Source organism: Rouxiella badensis (genome assembly GCF_026967515.2).
In the GTDB taxonomy this organism is placed as follows: Bacteria; Pseudomonadota; Gammaproteobacteria; order Enterobacterales; family Enterobacteriaceae; genus Rouxiella; species Rouxiella badensis.
This window is the reverse complement of record NZ_CP114062.1, coordinates 2134697-2151450: the sequence shown is the minus strand read 5'-3', so window position 1 is coordinate 2151450 and position 16754 is coordinate 2134697. Positions and strand designations below refer to the sequence as shown.

At 56.6% G+C, this 16754-nt stretch carries 16 protein-coding genes; 10 read left to right on the top strand and 6 right to left on the bottom strand.

Annotated elements, in window-relative coordinates; all coding sequences use genetic code 11:
• Positions 1-123 precede the first annotated feature (123 nt).
• The 3 genes from fhuF to O1V65_RS09915 all read right to left on the bottom strand — a co-directional run bounded on the left by fhuF (position 124) and on the right by O1V65_RS09915 (position 3652).
• The gene (gene fhuF / locus O1V65_RS09925; protein WP_017490343.1) at positions 124-879 is read right to left on the bottom strand and encodes a siderophore-iron reductase FhuF; all 756 of its coding nucleotides are present in this window, start codon (positions 877-879) and stop codon (positions 124-126) included.
• A gap of 136 nt (positions 880-1015) precedes the next feature.
• Complete coding sequence (locus O1V65_RS09920; RefSeq protein WP_165429623.1) at positions 1016-1921, bottom strand: dihydrodipicolinate synthase family protein; 906 nt, start codon at positions 1919-1921, stop codon at positions 1016-1018.
• A gap of 129 nt (positions 1922-2050) precedes the next feature.
• Positions 2051-3652: a gamma-glutamyltransferase family protein gene (locus tag O1V65_RS09915; RefSeq protein ID WP_017490345.1), complete on the bottom strand. Its 1602-nt coding sequence runs from the start codon at positions 3650-3652 to the stop codon at positions 2051-2053.
• Between the two features lie 338 nt (positions 3653-3990).
• Here O1V65_RS09915 and O1V65_RS09910 point away from each other — a divergent pair, with 338 nt between their 5' ends.
• The 9 genes from O1V65_RS09910 to glnT all read left to right on the top strand — a co-directional run bounded on the left by O1V65_RS09910 (position 3991) and on the right by glnT (position 13872).
• A complete protein-coding gene (locus O1V65_RS09910; protein ID WP_017490346.1) occupies positions 3991-4893 on the top strand; it encodes an ABC transporter substrate-binding protein in 903 nt (300 codons plus the stop codon).
• Positions 4894-4908: 15 nt separating this feature from the next.
• Positions 4909-6582, top strand: a complete 1674-nt coding sequence (locus tag O1V65_RS09905; RefSeq protein WP_165429622.1) for an FAD-dependent oxidoreductase — start codon at positions 4909-4911, stop codon at positions 6580-6582.
• A complete protein-coding gene (locus O1V65_RS09900; RefSeq protein ID WP_017490348.1) occupies positions 6579-7343 on the top strand; it encodes an SDR family NAD(P)-dependent oxidoreductase in 765 nt (254 codons plus the stop codon). Before O1V65_RS09905 ends, O1V65_RS09900 begins: the two co-directional genes overlap by 4 nt.
• A gap of 15 nt (positions 7344-7358) precedes the next feature.
• Positions 7359-8132, top strand: coding sequence for an amino acid ABC transporter ATP-binding protein (locus O1V65_RS09895; RefSeq protein ID WP_017490349.1), 774 nt, complete (start codon positions 7359-7361; stop codon positions 8130-8132).
• A 53-nt stretch (positions 8133-8185) separates the two neighbouring features.
• Positions 8186-9106 carry an amino acid ABC transporter permease gene (locus tag O1V65_RS09890; RefSeq protein WP_225741464.1) on the top strand — a complete coding sequence of 307 codons (921 nt, stop codon included), beginning with the start codon at positions 8186-8188 and terminating at the stop codon, positions 9104-9106.
• A gap of 26 nt (positions 9107-9132) precedes the next feature.
• Positions 9133-10182 carry an LLM class flavin-dependent oxidoreductase gene (locus O1V65_RS09885; protein ID WP_269130465.1) on the top strand — a complete coding sequence of 350 codons (1050 nt, stop codon included), beginning with the start codon at positions 9133-9135 and terminating at the stop codon, positions 10180-10182.
• 79 nt (positions 10183-10261) lie between these two features.
• Complete coding sequence (locus O1V65_RS09880) at positions 10262-11428, top strand: aromatic ring-hydroxylating oxygenase subunit alpha (protein ID WP_269130464.1); 1167 nt, start codon at positions 10262-10264, stop codon at positions 11426-11428.
• 48 nt (positions 11429-11476) lie between these two features.
• Positions 11477-12463: an aldo/keto reductase gene (locus tag O1V65_RS09875; protein ID WP_269130463.1), complete on the top strand. Its 987-nt coding sequence runs from the start codon at positions 11477-11479 to the stop codon at positions 12461-12463.
• Between the two features lie 38 nt (positions 12464-12501).
• Positions 12502-13872, top strand: a complete 1371-nt coding sequence (gene glnT / locus O1V65_RS09870; protein ID WP_165429619.1) for a type III glutamate--ammonia ligase — start codon at positions 12502-12504, stop codon at positions 13870-13872.
• 51 nt (positions 13873-13923) lie between these two features.
• Here glnT and O1V65_RS09865 read toward each other — a convergent pair whose 3' ends face one another.
• Positions 13924-14565 (bottom strand): TetR/AcrR family transcriptional regulator, encoded by a 642-nt coding sequence (locus O1V65_RS09865; protein WP_017490354.1) that lies wholly within the window; start codon positions 14563-14565, stop codon positions 13924-13926.
• Positions 14566-14729: 164 nt separating this feature from the next.
• On the opposite strand from O1V65_RS09865, the gene O1V65_RS09860 reads away from it, so the two are divergent.
• Positions 14730-15722, top strand: a complete 993-nt coding sequence (locus tag O1V65_RS09860; RefSeq protein ID WP_227955633.1) for an alpha/beta fold hydrolase — start codon at positions 14730-14732, stop codon at positions 15720-15722.
• A gap of 32 nt (positions 15723-15754) precedes the next feature.
• On the opposite strand, the gene O1V65_RS09855 is transcribed toward O1V65_RS09860, so the two are convergent.
• Complete coding sequence (locus O1V65_RS09855; RefSeq protein ID WP_017490356.1) at positions 15755-16180, bottom strand: hypothetical protein; 426 nt, start codon at positions 16178-16180, stop codon at positions 15755-15757.
• A gap of 30 nt (positions 16181-16210) precedes the next feature.
• Positions 16211-16687 carry a cucumopine synthase-related protein gene (locus O1V65_RS09850; RefSeq protein ID WP_017490357.1) on the bottom strand — a complete coding sequence of 159 codons (477 nt, stop codon included), beginning with the start codon at positions 16685-16687 and terminating at the stop codon, positions 16211-16213.
• Between the last annotated feature and the right edge of the window lie 67 nt (positions 16688-16754).

Genomic DNA, 16754 nt, shown 5'->3' with positions numbered 1-16754 from the left:
AATACCTCGTTGGTCTGTATATAACCTAATTACTATATTTTTCTGGTCTTAAGATCCAATCATTTTTTCAACTAAGTTAATCCAAAACGGAAGCAAACGGGCGATAAATTGCCCGCTAAGCGTTTATTCGGTAGGGATACGGCGGCGTTTTTCGGCCAGCAACAGCGGGCAGGAAGGGCACATGGCGACGTCTCTCAGCTCATAGCGCAGGCAGCACTGGCGGCGATACAGCGGGCTTTGCGGATCCCTGGGATTTTCAGGGCGCAGCGGTTGAAACAGTGGATTTTTCCTTCCTGCCGCCAGCTCGCGGGCATCCATTAAGGCATTGCCGTCGCGAGTGTCGGCCGCAATTAATTCGGCTTGCTGAATGCCCCAATTGACGCGAACCGCCGCGTTGCCCCAGTAAATCCCAGGCTTGAGACTGGAGGCGTCGGCAAGAGCCTGACACACCGGACGCAAATGTTGTTCGATCATCTCTTCGAAGCGGTGGAACGGCGATTCGGCGCGCGGGGTAAAGGCTTCACCTTCTCCCTGCAGGTAAATCTGACTCGGCAACCCCTCCTCCTGCAAACTCATAAACAGCTTTTCGGGATGGATGGGCAGTTGCCAGTTGTGGCTCAGGGAAATAATGACCCAGCTTGGCAGTAGGTTGGCGAAATACCACTGAGACCACATTGAGATGCGCGCACGGCGTTTGTCGATTTGCCCCGCATCCTCGGCGTGAACGGCCAGATAGCGTTCGAGCAGTCTGGTGCAGCCTTGTTCGCTGGTCAGCAGGCTCAGAGGCAGGGCGTCCGCCACCTCAGGGGTCATAAACTTGAATTGATCGGCAACCCAGGGTATTGGGCCATCGCGAAAGCTATCGAAGAGTGTCTGCATAATCAAAAAAATGAATCAGCCAATACTTTAGAGATAACGCAGAGTATCTAAATCTCAACAGAAATAATAATTATTTCTATTTCTGTTTGTATTGGCTGTTACAGGGCTCGCAAATAAGCGCCATAAATTTGCCTTTTTAGAGCAGCTTAGCGTGCTCAAGAATGGCTTTGACCTGCGCCTTCTTCTCATCGCTTAGCGGCTGAGCCGGGCGCAGTGAGTTAACCGGAATATCCACGCCAACCAGCTGAATTGCATACTTAATCACGTTGTAGAACGGCGTATCCAGCGCATAGAGTGGCGGTAACCAGGAAAGTTGCTGCTGAAGTTTGACCGCCTTGTGGAAATCTTTATCGCGCCACGCCTGATAAATACCGCAGGTGAGCTGCGGGGCAAAGTTGGCGCTGGCAGGGATTGAGCCCGCGCCGCCTAAAATCAGCGTCCCAAACAAGTATTCGTCATATCCTGCAAACACGGCAAAGTCTGGGCGCACCGGTAACACGGCCTGAAGGGTTTCACGGATGTGGTTAAGGCTGTCTACCGTATCTTTCAATCCCACAATATTCGGGTAATTCAGCGCCAGTTTGCGGACAACGTCGACCGGGATCGACTGGCCCGTGAGTGCCGGAAAGTTATAAATAACGATCGGCAGATCGAGGTTTTCGGCCAGGTAGCTGTAGTGCAGGGTGATGTTTTCTTCCGCCAGCGGATTGTAGTAGGGATTGACCACAACAACGCCGTCAGCGCCGACGCTTTTGGCATGACGGGCGAAGCTCAGCGTCGCCTCGGTACCCGGATGCGCGGCGCCAATCAGCACCGGCACGCGCTTATTGACGTAGGCGGTGCAAAAGCGTGCAACCTCGTGGCGCAGGTCGTCGGACATATGGGCAAACTCCCCGGCGCTGCCGAGGAAAAACAGCCCATTTACGCCACCGGCAATAGTGAAATCGATGAGACGTTTCATGCCTTCTTTATCGAGCTGTTCGTTCGCGTCAAGGATAGTCGGGACCGGCGGGATCACGCCGTGAAACAGGGACGTTGTCATTTTGCTTTCTCCATGCGCATAAAAAAAGAAACACCCTCCTTTATAGAACGATGTTTCATTTTTATATAGCGCAGGGGGAAAATTACAGCGCATTCATTGGAGAAGTTGAAGCAGAGTCACATCTTGTCGCTACATCACCAGCGCCTGACCGTCTTTGCGTGATTCGCTTCCGGCGAGGTAGTGACCCTGTGGATGGCGGACTATCACCTGCGCGCCGCCGAAGTTGTGACCCTGTAACGGATCCTCGACCAGCAGTTCATGCCCCATGGCACGCAGCGCCGCGAGCGTATTGGTGTCGAGCGTGGACTCGATAGCGACCTGCCGCCCTTCAATCACCCGCCAGCGCGGTGCATCGATCGCCGCCTGAGGATTCTGACCGTAAAGCATCACCCGAATCGCCAGCTGAAGATGCCCCTGAGCCTGCATTGGGCCGCCCATCAGGCCAAACGACATCAGCGGTTTGCCGTCACCGTCGGTGGCAAACGCCGGAATAATGGTATTCAAAGGGCGCTTGTTCGGTGCCACACAGTTGGCGTGCGCGGGGTCGAGCACGAAACCGCAGCCGCGATTCTGCATGCTGATCCCGGTGCCTGGCACCACGACGCCCGAGCCAAAGCCCATATAGTTTGACTGAATGAACGATACCATCATGCCGCTTGCGTCGGCGGTGGTCAGATACACCGTGCCACCCGGCTTCGGTGAGCCATAGGTCACGTCACTGGCGCGTTTTGGGTCAATCAGGCTGGCGCGCTGCTGTAAATAGTCGTCGCTGAGCAGATGCTCGGGACTGAAATGCATATGGTCGACGTCGGCGATGTGCTGGTCGAGATCGGCGAGTGCCAGCTTCATAGCCTCGATCGACAGGTGCAGCGTCTGCACTGAATCCACCGGCTGCGAGCCAAAGTCCAGCTTTTCGAGAATACCGAGCGCAATCAGGGTGGCGATACCCTGTCCGTTTGGCGGCAGCTCATGCACCGTGCCACCGGCAAACGGCTGTTTCAGGGTCTCGACCCAGTCAACCTTGTGGTTTGCCAGATCCCCAAGGGTCATCGCACCGCCGCAAGACTGGCTGTGAGCGATCATCTTCTCGGCCAGCTCGCCGCGATAGAACGCTTCACCTTCACTTTTGGCGATAAGCTCCAGCGTGTCGGCCAGCGCCGGGTTACGGAAAATTTCGCCGACTTCAGGTGCGACGCCGTTCGGCGCAAAGCATTCACTGAAGCCGGGCTGATCGTGCAGCTTATTCACCGCCGCCTTCCACAGTCGACTAATCAGCGGCGAAACGGGAAAACCCTGGCGTGCATAATCGATAGCAGGCTGTGCCAGAGTGGTCAGCGGCAGGCTGCCAAACTTTTTTGCCAGCTCAACCCATGCCGATACCGCGCCCGGCACGCTGACCGAGTCCCAGCCGTAGGTCGGCACCGCGTCTTTACCGGCAAAATATTCTGCCGTCCAGGCGGCAGGCGAACGGCCCGAGGCGTTGAGTGCGTGCGTTTCCTTGCCGTCCCACACAATGGCAAACGCGTCGCTGCCCACACCGCAGCCGCTCGGCTCAACCACGGTCAGCGCCATTGCGGTTGCGACCGCCGCATCGACGGCGTTACCGCCCAGCATCAACATACGCATCCCGGCCTGTGCCGCAAGCGGCTGTGAGGCGGAAACCGCATTGGCGCCGATCATGCTCGGGCGCCGGGTCGGATAGGCAACGTTAAAATCGTAAGACTGAGACATAATGACTCCAGTAAAAAGTAAACCCCTGAAACGCATCAGAATAACTCGCAGACCAAAAAACTATCACACTCGCTGCCTGAATGACCGCGCTTTTATTACACCAAAATGTGCTAAGCACCTACCTGCGGGCCTTTTGCCCCATCTGAATAGCAAATGCCTGTCACCTTGCACCGTGTTGGGGATTGTTCCTACGGCGCTCGCGGTGGTTATTTAATGTACAAAACTGTCGAGCCGCATACAGGCTGTTAATTAATCGGTTAGTTAAATTTGGCATGATGGTTGCAGAATGGAATTGGGTTTTTTAGAGATGGCAAACTTTCTACCGGGGGTTTACAAGCATGAAAATGAAATCTATCGCTGTGTCTGCCTTGTCGTATCTTTGCGTTACCCTTGCCAGTGTTTCGGCGACAGCACCCGCCTTTGCGGCAGAAGCGCCTCTGGCTATGAACGCCGAGCTGCATGCCCAGCTTCCTGAAAAAATTCGTCAGAGCAAAGTCATCAATCTGGTGACCGACGCGCACTATCCCCCCTGCGAGTCTTTCGCTGAAGATAATAAAACTATGGTCGGATTCGAACCGGACCTGTGGGACGCGATGGGGCAGGTACTCGGCGTGAAGGTCAAGCCGGTATCGATAGATTTTGCCGGTCTCATCCCAGGCGTGAAAAGCGGCCGCTATGACGTCGCCGTCGAATGCATCTCCGACAGCCTGGAGCGCGAAAAGCAGGTGACCTTCGTTAACTATGCTTACGCCACCAACGAGGTCTATACCCTTGCCACCAACACCCGCGTCAAGGCAGACCCGCTGACCCTGTGCGGATTAAACGCCGGGGTGCAGACGGGCACCGACTTTGAGCACGCCATCAACGAGATTTATACCCCGAACTGCGTTAAGCAGGGCAAACCGGCGGTCAAGACCGTTACGCTGCCGTCGGCGGACGCAGTACTGCTGGCGCTCTACGCCGGACGCGTCGACTTTGTGCTTAACGATGCCGCCGCAGCGGGGGAAATCAAGAAAAAAGCCCCGCGGCCAATTCGGACAGTGCAGATGCCTCTGATGCCTAAATACTATCTCGGCATGGTGGTCGCGCATGAAAACGACGCGCTGTCGCAGGCGTTGCTTAAAGCGCTCAACGTGCTGCATGAAAACGGCACCTACGACAAGATAATGGCCAGGTGGGAACTCTCGGACGTACGTCTTGCCAAGCCGGGCATCAACCTGATGAAAACCAACCCAATCTGAAGCGAGGACTGAACTATGCGTCAGTCAGGGCATAACGCCGCTATCGCAAACGTCGAGACCTGTGACGTGGTGATTGTCGGCTCAGGCGGTGCTGCGCTAAGTGCGGCGCTGCGGGCAGCGCAAGGGGGACTGTCGGTGATTATCCTCGAGAAGAGCCCTCTGCTGGGCGGCACCACGGCGATGTCCGGCGGTGCGACCTGGGTGCCTGCCAATCATCATGCGCGTGCGGCAGGTCTGGTGGACTCGCCGGAGGAGGCGTTGCAGTATCTTCGCGCGACGGCGCCCGAAGGCTGGGCCGCAACGGAAGACGCCCTGTGGCGTGCATTTGCCACCTCTGCCTCTGAGATGCTGGCCTTTGTGGAGCAGTATTCGCCGCTGCGTTTTGCCCTGACCGACGAGGCGGATCCGCTGGCGGGTTTCGCCGGTGCCAAGCCCCGAGGCCGCATGCTCGCCCCTTTACCGTTGGCCGCCAGCCTATTGGACCATCGCGGATGGAGGCTGCGGCCCTCGCCATTGCCGCAGCTTTATACCTATCACGAGGTGATTAAAGAGGACATTTGGCACCATCCGCTAGAAGTTGCCTGTCGACTCTCGCCCAGACTGCTGTGGCGCTGGGGGCGGCGGCTGCGCACCAAAGGTGGCGCAATGATTACCGGTCTGCTGGCGGGTTGTGCGGCGCTTGGCTGTGGTATCCAAACGCAGGCGCGGGTAGTCAGCCTGCTCACCGAGGGCAGCCATCGGGTGATAGGCGTGCGCTATCGTCATCGGGGACGGCTGATTGAGCTCAGGGCGGCACAGGGCGTAGTGATCGCCAGCGGGGGATTTGAAGGCGACGTGAAGCGCCGAGCAACGCATTTTCCCGGTCCTGTGGATTACGTCTGTAGCCCGGACACCAACACCGGCGACGGGCAGCGTATGGCGGAAGAGATAGGCGCCGAGCTGGCGCATATGGATCAGGCCAACATCGGCGGTGCGCTGCCGTGGCGTTATCAGGGGCAACCTTACGGGCTGTCGGTTTATTTTCACTACGAACCGAATGCCATCCTGGTCAATGCACAGGGTCAACGCTTCACCAACGAATTTATCTTCAATCTTGGCGAGCGCCTGGACGCGCGTGACGCTCAGGGCAATCCTCTGCATTTGCCCGCCTGGCTGGTGGCCGACGCAGAGCTGCTGCGCCGTTCACCGATGCTGAAGCTGATAGCGCTGCGCCATCCTCAGTGGATGGTTAGAGCCGACACGCTGGCGCAGTTGGCCTCGGCGCTCAATCTGCCTGAGGGGAGCCTGGAGGCTACCGTCGCCCGATTCAACCAGTTTTGCGAACGGGGCAGAGACGACGATTTCCACCGCGAGCGGTCCACGGCCCACGGCGAGGCGGATGCCCGTTTCCATGGTGGCCTGATGAAAATCGTCAGGCCGCCGTTTCTGGCGATGCCGTTCAATCGCTCCTTTCTTGCCACCAAGGGAGGACCGCGCACCGATGAATTTGGCCGCGTGCGCCATCGCGAGGGCGGCATCATTCAGGGACTTTTCTGCGCGGGCGTCGCGATGGCTAATCCCATCGGGACAAGGGCGGTAGGGGCTGGTACGACGCTCGGTCCGAACCTGACCTGGGGATATATTTGCGGGCGTACGCTGGTGCAACAGGCGGCGGGCGAGTTTCACCACCGTATGGAAGAAGCGTCATGAGTGACCTCAACGACAAAATTGCGCTGGTAACCGGCGGAGCCAAAGGCATTGGCCGCGCCATCTGTCTCGAGCTGGCGGCAAGGGGTGCCAAAATTGCATTGGTTTATCGCCGCGACGGTCTGAGTGCCGAAAAAACGGCGCAAGAAATCCGACTGGCGGGCGGACAGGTCGGCCTTTACCAGGCGGAGTTGACCGAACGACAGAGTGTAAACCGGGCAGTGGCGCAGGTCGTCGCCGACTGGGGCGCGATAGATATTCTGGTCAATAACGCCGGAGCCAGTGCACCGGCCAGCCTGCTCGAGTTAAACGACAGCCAGTGGCAACAGGTTTTGCAGTCCAACGCCACCGGCTGTTTTATCACTAGCACCGAGGTGGCAAAAGTCATGCTTGCACGCGGCGGCAGCATTATCAGCATCGCCGGGGCATCGGCGCATCGTTGTTATCCCGGCGCAGGCGCTTTTGGACCGAGCAAGGCGGCAGTGGTTAATCTCACGACTCAGATGGCGATGGAGTGGGCACAGTACGGTATTCGGGTCAACGGCGTCAGCCCTGGCCCGATTCGTGAGGCCGACGACGGCTGGCAGCAGCAGGAACCTGCGTTGGCGGAAGAGGTAACCCGGCTGCCGCTGCGCCGCGCCGGCACGCCGCGTGAGGTAGCGAAGGCGGTGTGCTATCTCGCCAGTGAAGACGCCGGTTATACCACCGGCCAGATGCTGATTGTCGACGGCGGTGGCGTCTGCACCTGGTATCTGGCCCCCTGAAATCAGGAGAACATCATGGCATTAGACAGCATTGCGGTCGTAGAAGCGCGTCAGGTGGTGAAGCTGTTTAACGGCGTCGAGATCCTTAAAGGCGTGGATTTACGTATCGAGAGCGGCGAAGTCGTGTGCCTCATCGGCCCGTCAGGCTCTGGAAAATCGACCTTCCTGCGCTGCATTAATCATCTTGAAAAAATCGACGGGGGGTCATTGCAAGTGTTTGGCGAGTGGATCGGCTATCGGCAGGTGGGCGACAAGCTGCACATTCTCAAGGAGTCGGAGATTGTGCGTAAACGCGCGCGCATCGGCATGGTGTTTCAGCGCTTCAATTTGTTCGCTCATATGACGGCGCTGGAAAACGTGATTGAGGCACCGATGCAGGTCAAGAAAATCCCGCGCAGGCAGGCCATCGAAGAGGCAAAGGCGCTGCTCGACCGCGTTGGGTTAAGCCACCGCTACGATGCCTATCCGTCTGAGCTTTCGGGCGGTCAGCAGCAGCGGGTGGCGATTGCGCGCGCGCTGGCAATGAAGCCAGAGATCATGCTGTTCGACGAGCCGACCAGCGCGCTTGACCCGGAGTTGGTCGGTGAGGTGCTCGACGTGATGCGCAATCTGGCGCAAGACGGCATGACCATGGTGGTGGTAACGCACGAAATGGCCTTCGCCCGCGAGGTGTGCACGAAGGTCGCCTTTATGGACAACGGCGCGATTATTGAAACCGGCACGCCGCAGAGCCTGTTTACCGCACCGGCCCATGCCCGCACACGAGACTTTTTAAACCGCGTGCTGTGAGTTTGCCAGCAACGCAACCGGAGTCCTTCCTTCAGTTTGAGAGAATGAGAGAAATGATGACAGATAATCAGCCTCATCCGCGACTCGGTCTGGCGCAGAAAGACGTCCCGCCGCGCACTCAGCCTTCGGGCGCGCCGCAGCCGGTGCCGCCGCCGCTCAGCGTGGTCGCACCGCGCTATTACGGACGCTGGGTGTCGCTGCTGGTGGCTATTGTGCTGGTGGCAATGGTGGCCCATTCGATGATAACCAATCCCAATTTTGCCTGGGGAACGGTTGGCAAATATCTCTTCTCACCGACCATTCTCGAAGGGCTGTGGGTCACCGTTTGGCTAACGGGGGTGATTATGGCGCTGGCGATTGTATTAAGCATTGCGCTGGCGGTGATGCGGCTGTCGCATAATCCGCTGTTGGCCGGATTTAGCCGCGGTTATATCTGGTTCTTTCGCGGTACGCCGGTGCTGGTGCAGTTAATCTTTTGGTACAACCTGGCGGCGTTATATCCAACCTTCAGTGTCAGCCTGCCTTTTATGCCAACGCTCTATTCCGGCAGCATGAACGACTTAATTACGCCCTGGACGGCGGCGATATTAGGGCTGGGATTAAATGAAGCGGCGTATATGGCCGAGATTATCCGCGCCGGTATCTCTTCGGTAGACGAAGGCCAGCAGGAGGCGGCTCGCGCCCTGGGGATGCAGAAAGTACAGTGGCTGAAGCGCATTATTCTGCCACAGGCGGTGCCGTTCATTATTCCGCCGACCGGTAATCAGGTTATCGGCATGCTGAAAAGCACCTCGCTGGTCAGCGTAATTTCACTCTCGGACCTGCTTTATTCGGCGCAGGCCATTTATTCCCGGACCTATGAAAATATTCCGCTGCTGATCGTCGCCTGCATTTGGTATCTGGTCGCGACAACCGGGTTAAGCGCTATTCAGAGCAAGATTGAACGTTATTTCCAGAAAGGCAAACGTCGTTAATTCATGCAGTTTTCGCCGGGGGGATCATGAAACTTGGATTATTTAATTTAATGTCGTTTAAAGACAATCCTGGAGGTATTCAGGGCGTCATTAAAGATATGCGCAAAATGGTGGCGCTGGCCGAGGAGATTGGCTTTGAGACGGCCTGGTTTGCCGAACACCATTTTACCAACTATTCGCTGAGCGTTTCACCGCTGATGATGGTGGCGCACATGGCCGGATACACGCGGCGCATCAAGCTCGGCACGGCGGTTATCGTGCTGCCGCTGTATCACCCGATGCGCCTGGCGCAGGAAATCGCGCTGGTGGACAGGCTGACCGACGGGCGTCTGGTGCTGGGCATTGGCAGTGGCTATCAGGCCTATGAGTTCGACCGCTATGGGCTCGACGTTGAGGAGCGCAATCAGGCGTTGCTCGACGGCTGGGCGATTATCTCCGGCGCGTTGACTGAGGGCAAGACCCAGTCGCCGGGCTACAACGGCGAACCCCTGCAAACTGACTTTCTGCTCAATACGCTGCAACAGCCGTTACCGCCGCTGTTTGTGACCTCGACCAATCCGCACATTCTGCGCGCTTTTGAGCCGTGGAGTCCGACGCCTTTTGTGACCGCCGGTTATCGCGGGTCGCCGCGTTTGCGCCAAATGGTCAGCGATGCGCGCCACGGCTGGGCACAGGCTGGAATAGACGTAAATCGACCGATTGCGGTGCAGCAATATATCCACGTTACCGACAGTCAGGTTCAGGCACATCAGGCCGCCGAGCGCGCGATGTTCGTCGCCCGCATGATTGCCGCGCTGCATGAGAAAAAAACCGCCACCGAGGGCGCATTTATCAGCGCGCCGCCTTTCGCCAACGAGCCGGGCGCCGATGAAATCTGCCACAACCTGATGATTGGCGACCCGCAAAGCGTGGCGCAAAGAATCATTCTCGAGGCAAAGGAGACCGGTGCGACGCACTACAACTGTTTTTTTCAGTTTGGCGATATGCCCATAGAGCACGCGCTGCGCTCCCTGACGCGCTTTGGCAATGAGGTCATCCCGCTGCTGGAAAGAGAGCTGGGCAGAGTCCGTAGCTGAGAGTCAGGTAAAGAATCGGTAATAGATTCATCGTCACGATGCAATGTCTTATATAAATTGAATTTATGGAGGCAACACCATGCTCGATCTGTCTCAAAGAATTGACTGTGTATTTGATGATGGCCAAGCCATCGCCAGGCAAATTACCGCTGCGCAAAGCACCGACGCCGGGCTGGCAGGCACCTTGCCGCCGCAGGCCTACAACAGCGACGCGTTCTTTCAGCTGGAAAACCAGAAAATCTTTCGTGAGGACTGGTTGTTCATTGGCCACGTCTCGCAGGTTGCCAACGTAGGAGATTATTTCAGCCTTGATATTATCGACGAGCCGGTGTTGTGCACGCGCAGCGACGACGGCATTCGGGTGATGTCGCGCGTTTGCCTGCATCGCTGGGTGCCGATTATTGAAGGCAGCGGCAATGCAAAAGCGTTCGTTTGCCCGTTCCACAACTGGAGCTATAACACCAAAGGACAGCTGATGGGTGCGCCGCTGATGAATCAGGCCGCCGACTTTGACCGTAAATCCTGCGAGCTGCCGCAAATTCGCAGCGAAATCGTCGCCGGGATGATTTTTATCACCTTCTCCTCCGACATCGATTCGCTGCTAGCCCGCCTTGAGCCCGTCCTGCCGCTGTTTGAAAAATATCATTTTGCCGAGCTGCAAACTGCCTATGAGCTGGACTACGACTGCCCGTTTAACTGGAAGATGGCGGTCGAGACTTTCATGGAGTGTTATCACCATTCGGCAGTGCACCGCACCACGCTTGAAGACAGTTTCCCCGGCCGACTGAGCTATATCGGTGAGGACGGCCCAGGCTGGACCTTCTGCCATCAGCCGCTGCGTAAAAACGGCGAGATTAGTGAAGTCTTAACCGCCGGTCTGCTGCCGTTCGACGGCATGAGCGAAGAGGATCTCCGGCGCATCGATCTGATGCTGATTTATCCGTTCTGCCTGATTGGCATTAACCCTGACCGTATCAGCATCAGCACGCTGTTGCCTGTCAATAAAGACCTAACGATCTGGCATCGGTTGGTGCTGGTCTCGAAGGCCTCTATGGCTCAGGAAGGTTTTGCTGCCACGGCGGAAACGATGAAAACCGGCAGCAAGGCGATTATCGCCGAAGATTTGCAAATCAACAGCCTGCAACGGCGCGGTAGCCGGTCACAGTTGGCCAGGCCCGGCAGGCTGGGACATTTGGAAAGAACCGTTTGGCATCTCGCCAATTATATGAAACGCAAAATTTTATGATCCATCAACTTCAATAACCGATGATTCGAATCAACTAAGGGACGCAGTATGAGAACGTTGAAATTAGGCCGCTCGGGCCTGGAAGTGTCGGCCGTCTGTCTGGGATGTTTGACCTATGCACCGAAAGAGGCCAGCGGCTACACCTGGACGCTCAGTGAACCCGAGAGCCGACCGTTTATCCGTAAGGCGCTGGAGCTGGGGATTAACTTTTTTGACACCGCCAACTCTTATTCCAAGGGTGCCAGCGAGGAGATTCTTGGGCGGGCAATCCGTGATTTCGCCGACCGCGATAACGTGGTTATCGCCACCAAGCTATACAACCCGATTCGCAGCGGTCCGAACAGCAAGGGGCTCTCGCGCAAGACGATTATGACCGAGTGCGACGCGAGCCTGCGCCGCCTAGGCACCGACTACATCGACCTCTACCAGATTCATCGTTGGGACTACGACACGCCGCTCGAAGAGACGCTCGAGGCGCTGCATGACCTGGTCAAGGCCGGCAAGGTGCGTTATCTGGGCGCGTCTTCGATGTTTGCCTGGCAGTTCTCCAAGGCGTTGCAGGTAGCAAAGTACAACGGCTGGACGCGGTTTATCAGCATGCAGAACCACCTCAATCTGCTTTATCGCGAGGAAGAGCGCGAGATGATGGGCCTGTGTGAAAGCGAGGGCGTCGGCGTTACGCCGTGGAGTCCGCTGGCGCGTGGTTTGCTGGCTCGGCCATGCCAGCAACCGACCGACAGTCCACGCGCCGGTCGCGACAGCTATGCAGAAACTTTGTATTCCGCGACGGTTGAGGCCGACAGGCGCGTCATCGATGCGGTTGCCAGGGTCGCTGACGCACGCGGCGTGCCAATGGCACAGGTGGCGCTGGCGTGGCAGTACCGCCATAAATCGGTGATCGCGCCGGTCATCGGTGCCACCCAATTTTCGCATCTGGAAGATGCCGTTGCCGCCAGCGAGCTGGTACTGAGCCGCGAGGAGATTCACGCGCTGGAGGCACCCTATATTCCACACAACGTCGCTGAGCACGATTAGCGGTCACTATTGAGATTGTTTAACAGGCGGAAACCTTAATGAAGAAGACGGCAGAACAAATCGCAGAAGTCGAGCAGTCGCTGAGGGAGAAAGGCGTTGAGTACTGTATCGGGGCCTATGTCGATATTCACGGCATTCCGAAGGGAAAAGTGGTGCCTATCAATCACTTTAAGCAGATGGCGAGCGGCTCCGAACGGTACACCGGCTATGCACTGGACGGACTGGGGCAGTCGCCGCACGAGGACGAACTGACCTCGGTGCCGGATCTTGACCACATCATTCAACTGCCGTGGGAGCCGAAAATTGCCTGGATGCCGGCGGATAACGCCTTTCAGGGCGAACCCTATGCCCTGAACACCCGCGTTGCGCTGCAAAATGTTATCAGGCAGGCCAACGAGATGGGGTTCGGTTTTAATCTCGGCATCGAGTGCGAGATTTATCTGCTTAAGCGCGAGCAGGACGGCTCGCTTTCCGTGCCGGAAAAGGACAACAAGCTAAACAAACCCTGTTACGACATTCAGGGATTTGTTGACCAGTTTGCCTGGCTGGACAAGGTTTCCACCTGCATTAACTCTCTGGGGTGGGATCTCTATTCGCTGGACCATGAAGACGGCAATTCTCAGTACGAATTCGACTTCAACTATGCCGATGCGCTGACCACTTGTGACCGCATGGTGTTCTTCCGCTTTATGGCGAAGCATTACGCCAAAGAGCTGGGGCTGGTGGCGACCATGATGCCGAAGCCGTTCTCTGATAAAACCGGAACCGGCGCGCATTTCAATATGTCGCTCTATGACCTGAAAACCGGCAGTAACCTGTTTAAAACCCATGACGCCAGCGACGAAGACCCTTATGGTCTGGGGCTGACAGAGCTTGGCTACTACTTTATCGGCGGGTTGTTGCGCCACGGCCGCGCGCTGTGCGCCGCCTTCGCTCCGACGGTCAACAGCTATAAACGTCTCGTGCGTCAGGGGGCGATGAGCTATTTCTCCTGGGCGCCGGTGTTCAACTCCTACGGCTCGAATAATCGCACCAACTCGGTTCGTGTGCCTGCGGGCGGTGGTCGATGTGAATCACGCAACGCCGACGGCGCGGTGAATCCGTATCTGGCGGCCACGCTGGCGCTGGCCGCCGGGCTTGAGGGTATTCGTGAGAAAATTGACCCGCGCAGACCAAATGAAGACAACCTGTATGCCATGACCGAGGCGGAACGCAATGCACGGGGTATCGACTTCCTGCCGCAAAATCTGCTGGAGGCGGTCGAGGCTTTCGACAGCGATCCGTTCGTTGAGGCGACGCTTGGCAAGGCGTTGAAGGACGAATTTGTGAAGTATAAGACGCAGGAGTGGAACCAGTATCACCTGAGCATAAGTCAGTGGGAGATTGAGAAATACAGTTCGATATTTTAAAGGATTACGCCTCCTTCCTTGCTAGGGGGGAGGAGGCGATGAGGGGTTGCCTCAGGCCTGGACAGGTTCTAGATGTTCCAGCACAAACTCGCGCATGCAGTTGATGGCGTGTTTGTATTTAAAGTTTGGGAACATCACCGTGCGGAACAGCACGCCGTCAAGAAAGGTTGAGATAAACATCGACATATCGGCAGGATTCACCTCGCGGAACTCCCCGGCGGCAATGCCTTCCTTCAGGGTATTTTTCAGCACCACCGACTCTTTCTCGTAGAACTTTTTAATCGCTTTGTCGATGTTGGTGAGATGCTCGTGGGTGTTGGCATAGTCGAGGCTGATTTTGGCCAGTTTTTGCATCAGCGTGAACTGCAAAATGTGCACCTCAATCCATGAGAAAAGCACCTGACGCGGGCTGGCGGCGTTGGCGGTGATGGTGTCGAACTGGACGAACGCCTTTTCTACCGCGGCCTCAATAACCTTCAGGAACAGGTCTTCCTTGGAGCCAAAATAGTAGTAAATGAGCGCCGAGTTCAGGCCGGTCGCCTTGGCGATGTCCTTGATGCGTACCGAAGAGTAGTTTTGATGGGCAAACAGGTCAAAGGCCGAGTCCAGCAATTTTGCGGCGACGTCGCTCTGATTCTTTTTGGCCGGCTTGTCCGCTGCGGGGGCACGCGCCGTGACGTTGGGTTCCTTCATTAGCCATCCTGTCGTTCAGAGTCTATTGTTTAAGCAATCAGTTTCGCATGACAAATCGGGTTAATGAAATGATTTATAGGCATTTTATAGAGTGTTTTTAAAACTCTCAGCATCTCAATAAGTTAACTAGTTAATTAATTAGCGGGCCAAGAGGGAAAGGCACAATGCAGGACTATCAGCAGTTTTCATTGGGGGATTTTGTCCTGCAAAGCGGCGAGGTATTACGTCAGGCGAAGCTTGCCTACGCGACTTTTGGTGAGCTGAACGCGCAGGGCGATAACGCCATCCTGATCCCCAGCTATTATACCGGCACGCACCGCAGCTATCTCAAGCTGATAGGAGCGGGCAGGGCGCTGGACCCGAGGCGTTATTTCATCGTGCTGACCAATATGTTCGGCAACGGCGTCTCGAGTTCGCCGAGCCACGACGGCGCGCAGCACGGAGCAGATTTCCCCACGGTTTCCATTAAAGATAACGTTAACGCCCAGCATCTGCTGAGCAGGTCGCTGGGGATCAACGCTTTTGCACTGGTGACGGGGTGGTCGATGGGCGCTATGCAGGCCTGGCAATGGGCGGTGAGTTTTCCGCAGCAGGTGAAGGCCCTATTGCCGGTGTGCGGCACGGCGCGCTGCTGGCCGTTGAATCACGTCTTCCTTGAAGGCATAAAAGGCGCGTTGCAGGCTGACCCGGTTTATCACCACGGGCGTTATCGCACCTCGCCGCTGGCCGGGCTGGCGGCGTTTGGACGCGTCTACGCCGGATGGGCCTACAGCGCCGAGTTTTTCCGCGCGGCACGCTATCGTGATTTAGGGTTTGAGACGCTGGAACAGCTGCTACAGAGTTGGGAAAAAGACCATCAAAACTGGGACGCCAATAATCTGTTGGCCATGCTGGCCACCTGGCAGAGCGGCGACGTCAGCCTCGACGCTATCGCTGGTGTGAGCGCTAAAACCTGTGTGATGGTGGGCAGTACGGACCGTTATTTTACTCCAGAGGAGGCCAGAATAGAGTTTGACCGTTTACCTGCAAACGTCGGCGAGTGGCGGCCGTTGGTCTCTCCCTACGGTCACTGTGCGGGTGCGCCAGGGCGCTTTGCGCGCGAAACGGCGGAGATAGAGTGCGCTATCAGCGAACTGCTGCGAGAAAGTTGTGCGTGAACTGAGGGCGGCGTTTGCCGCCCTATCGGGCGTTACTCGATAACCGCCAGCTCGACGGTACGGCCCTGATCGAACCAGGTTTCTAATCCGGTGACCCGCAGTTGCAGCGAGCCTTCAATCACTTCCCCAATGTAGGAAATTGGCAGCGGTTCTTCGGCGGTATCGTCGCCGTAGACTACGCAAAACTGCTGACGTGGGCTGTAGAAGCACACTGAGCCGGTGCAAACGCCGTACTTCTCACGGCGCATCCTGCCGACCTCTTCGGTTTTAAACTTGTTTTCCCACGGCGCAACGATCGGCATGGTAAAGAACACCATGTCGCCAATCAGTTTACCGTGCTGCAAGATGCTGGTCATCGGCAGCTTGGCGCGCAGCTCTTTAGCCAGATTCGGCACTTTATCTTCCCATACTTCGATGACGCAGACGGCCTCACCGGCGACGGACATTTGTAATTTCATGGTTCCCCCTGATTAAACAGCAATAGATGATTAGGCTTTTACGCGGCGGAAGCCGTCGCCGAGACCCCAGGGAAGAATGAAATCGACCCACATATGCAGACGGTTTGCCCACGACAGGGCGGCGTGAGAGAGGTTTGCCAGCTCGCCAAGCGTTTCACAACGCTCGGCGGTGGCCACATACAGATGAACCATTTTTGCAGCTTCGGGCAGACTGACGAAATCGAAAAAGTCTGCCTTGTAACCGATAATCTCTTTAATCAGCAGTTGCAGAGTTTTCAAATCGGCCTCGGGATTGTCTTCGGCCACACGAATGAGTCCCCACAGCATCTCGTCGGCCAGCGTGCGCGCTTCACCTTCGGCAAAGATGATGGTGCTGAGGTACTGGCCGCGTGCCCCGGTGCCGCGCGGAACGATACCCTTACCGAGGTCGGCAATTTCAGCGGGCTGTTCAAACCAGATCTTTTCGCGTTCCTGCTCGAAACGCGCAATCACTTCATCAACCGTCATGACCTGTTCTCCTGATGTTAATGGTGCAATAAAAAACGGCGTTAATTAATTAACTAATTAAATGCAA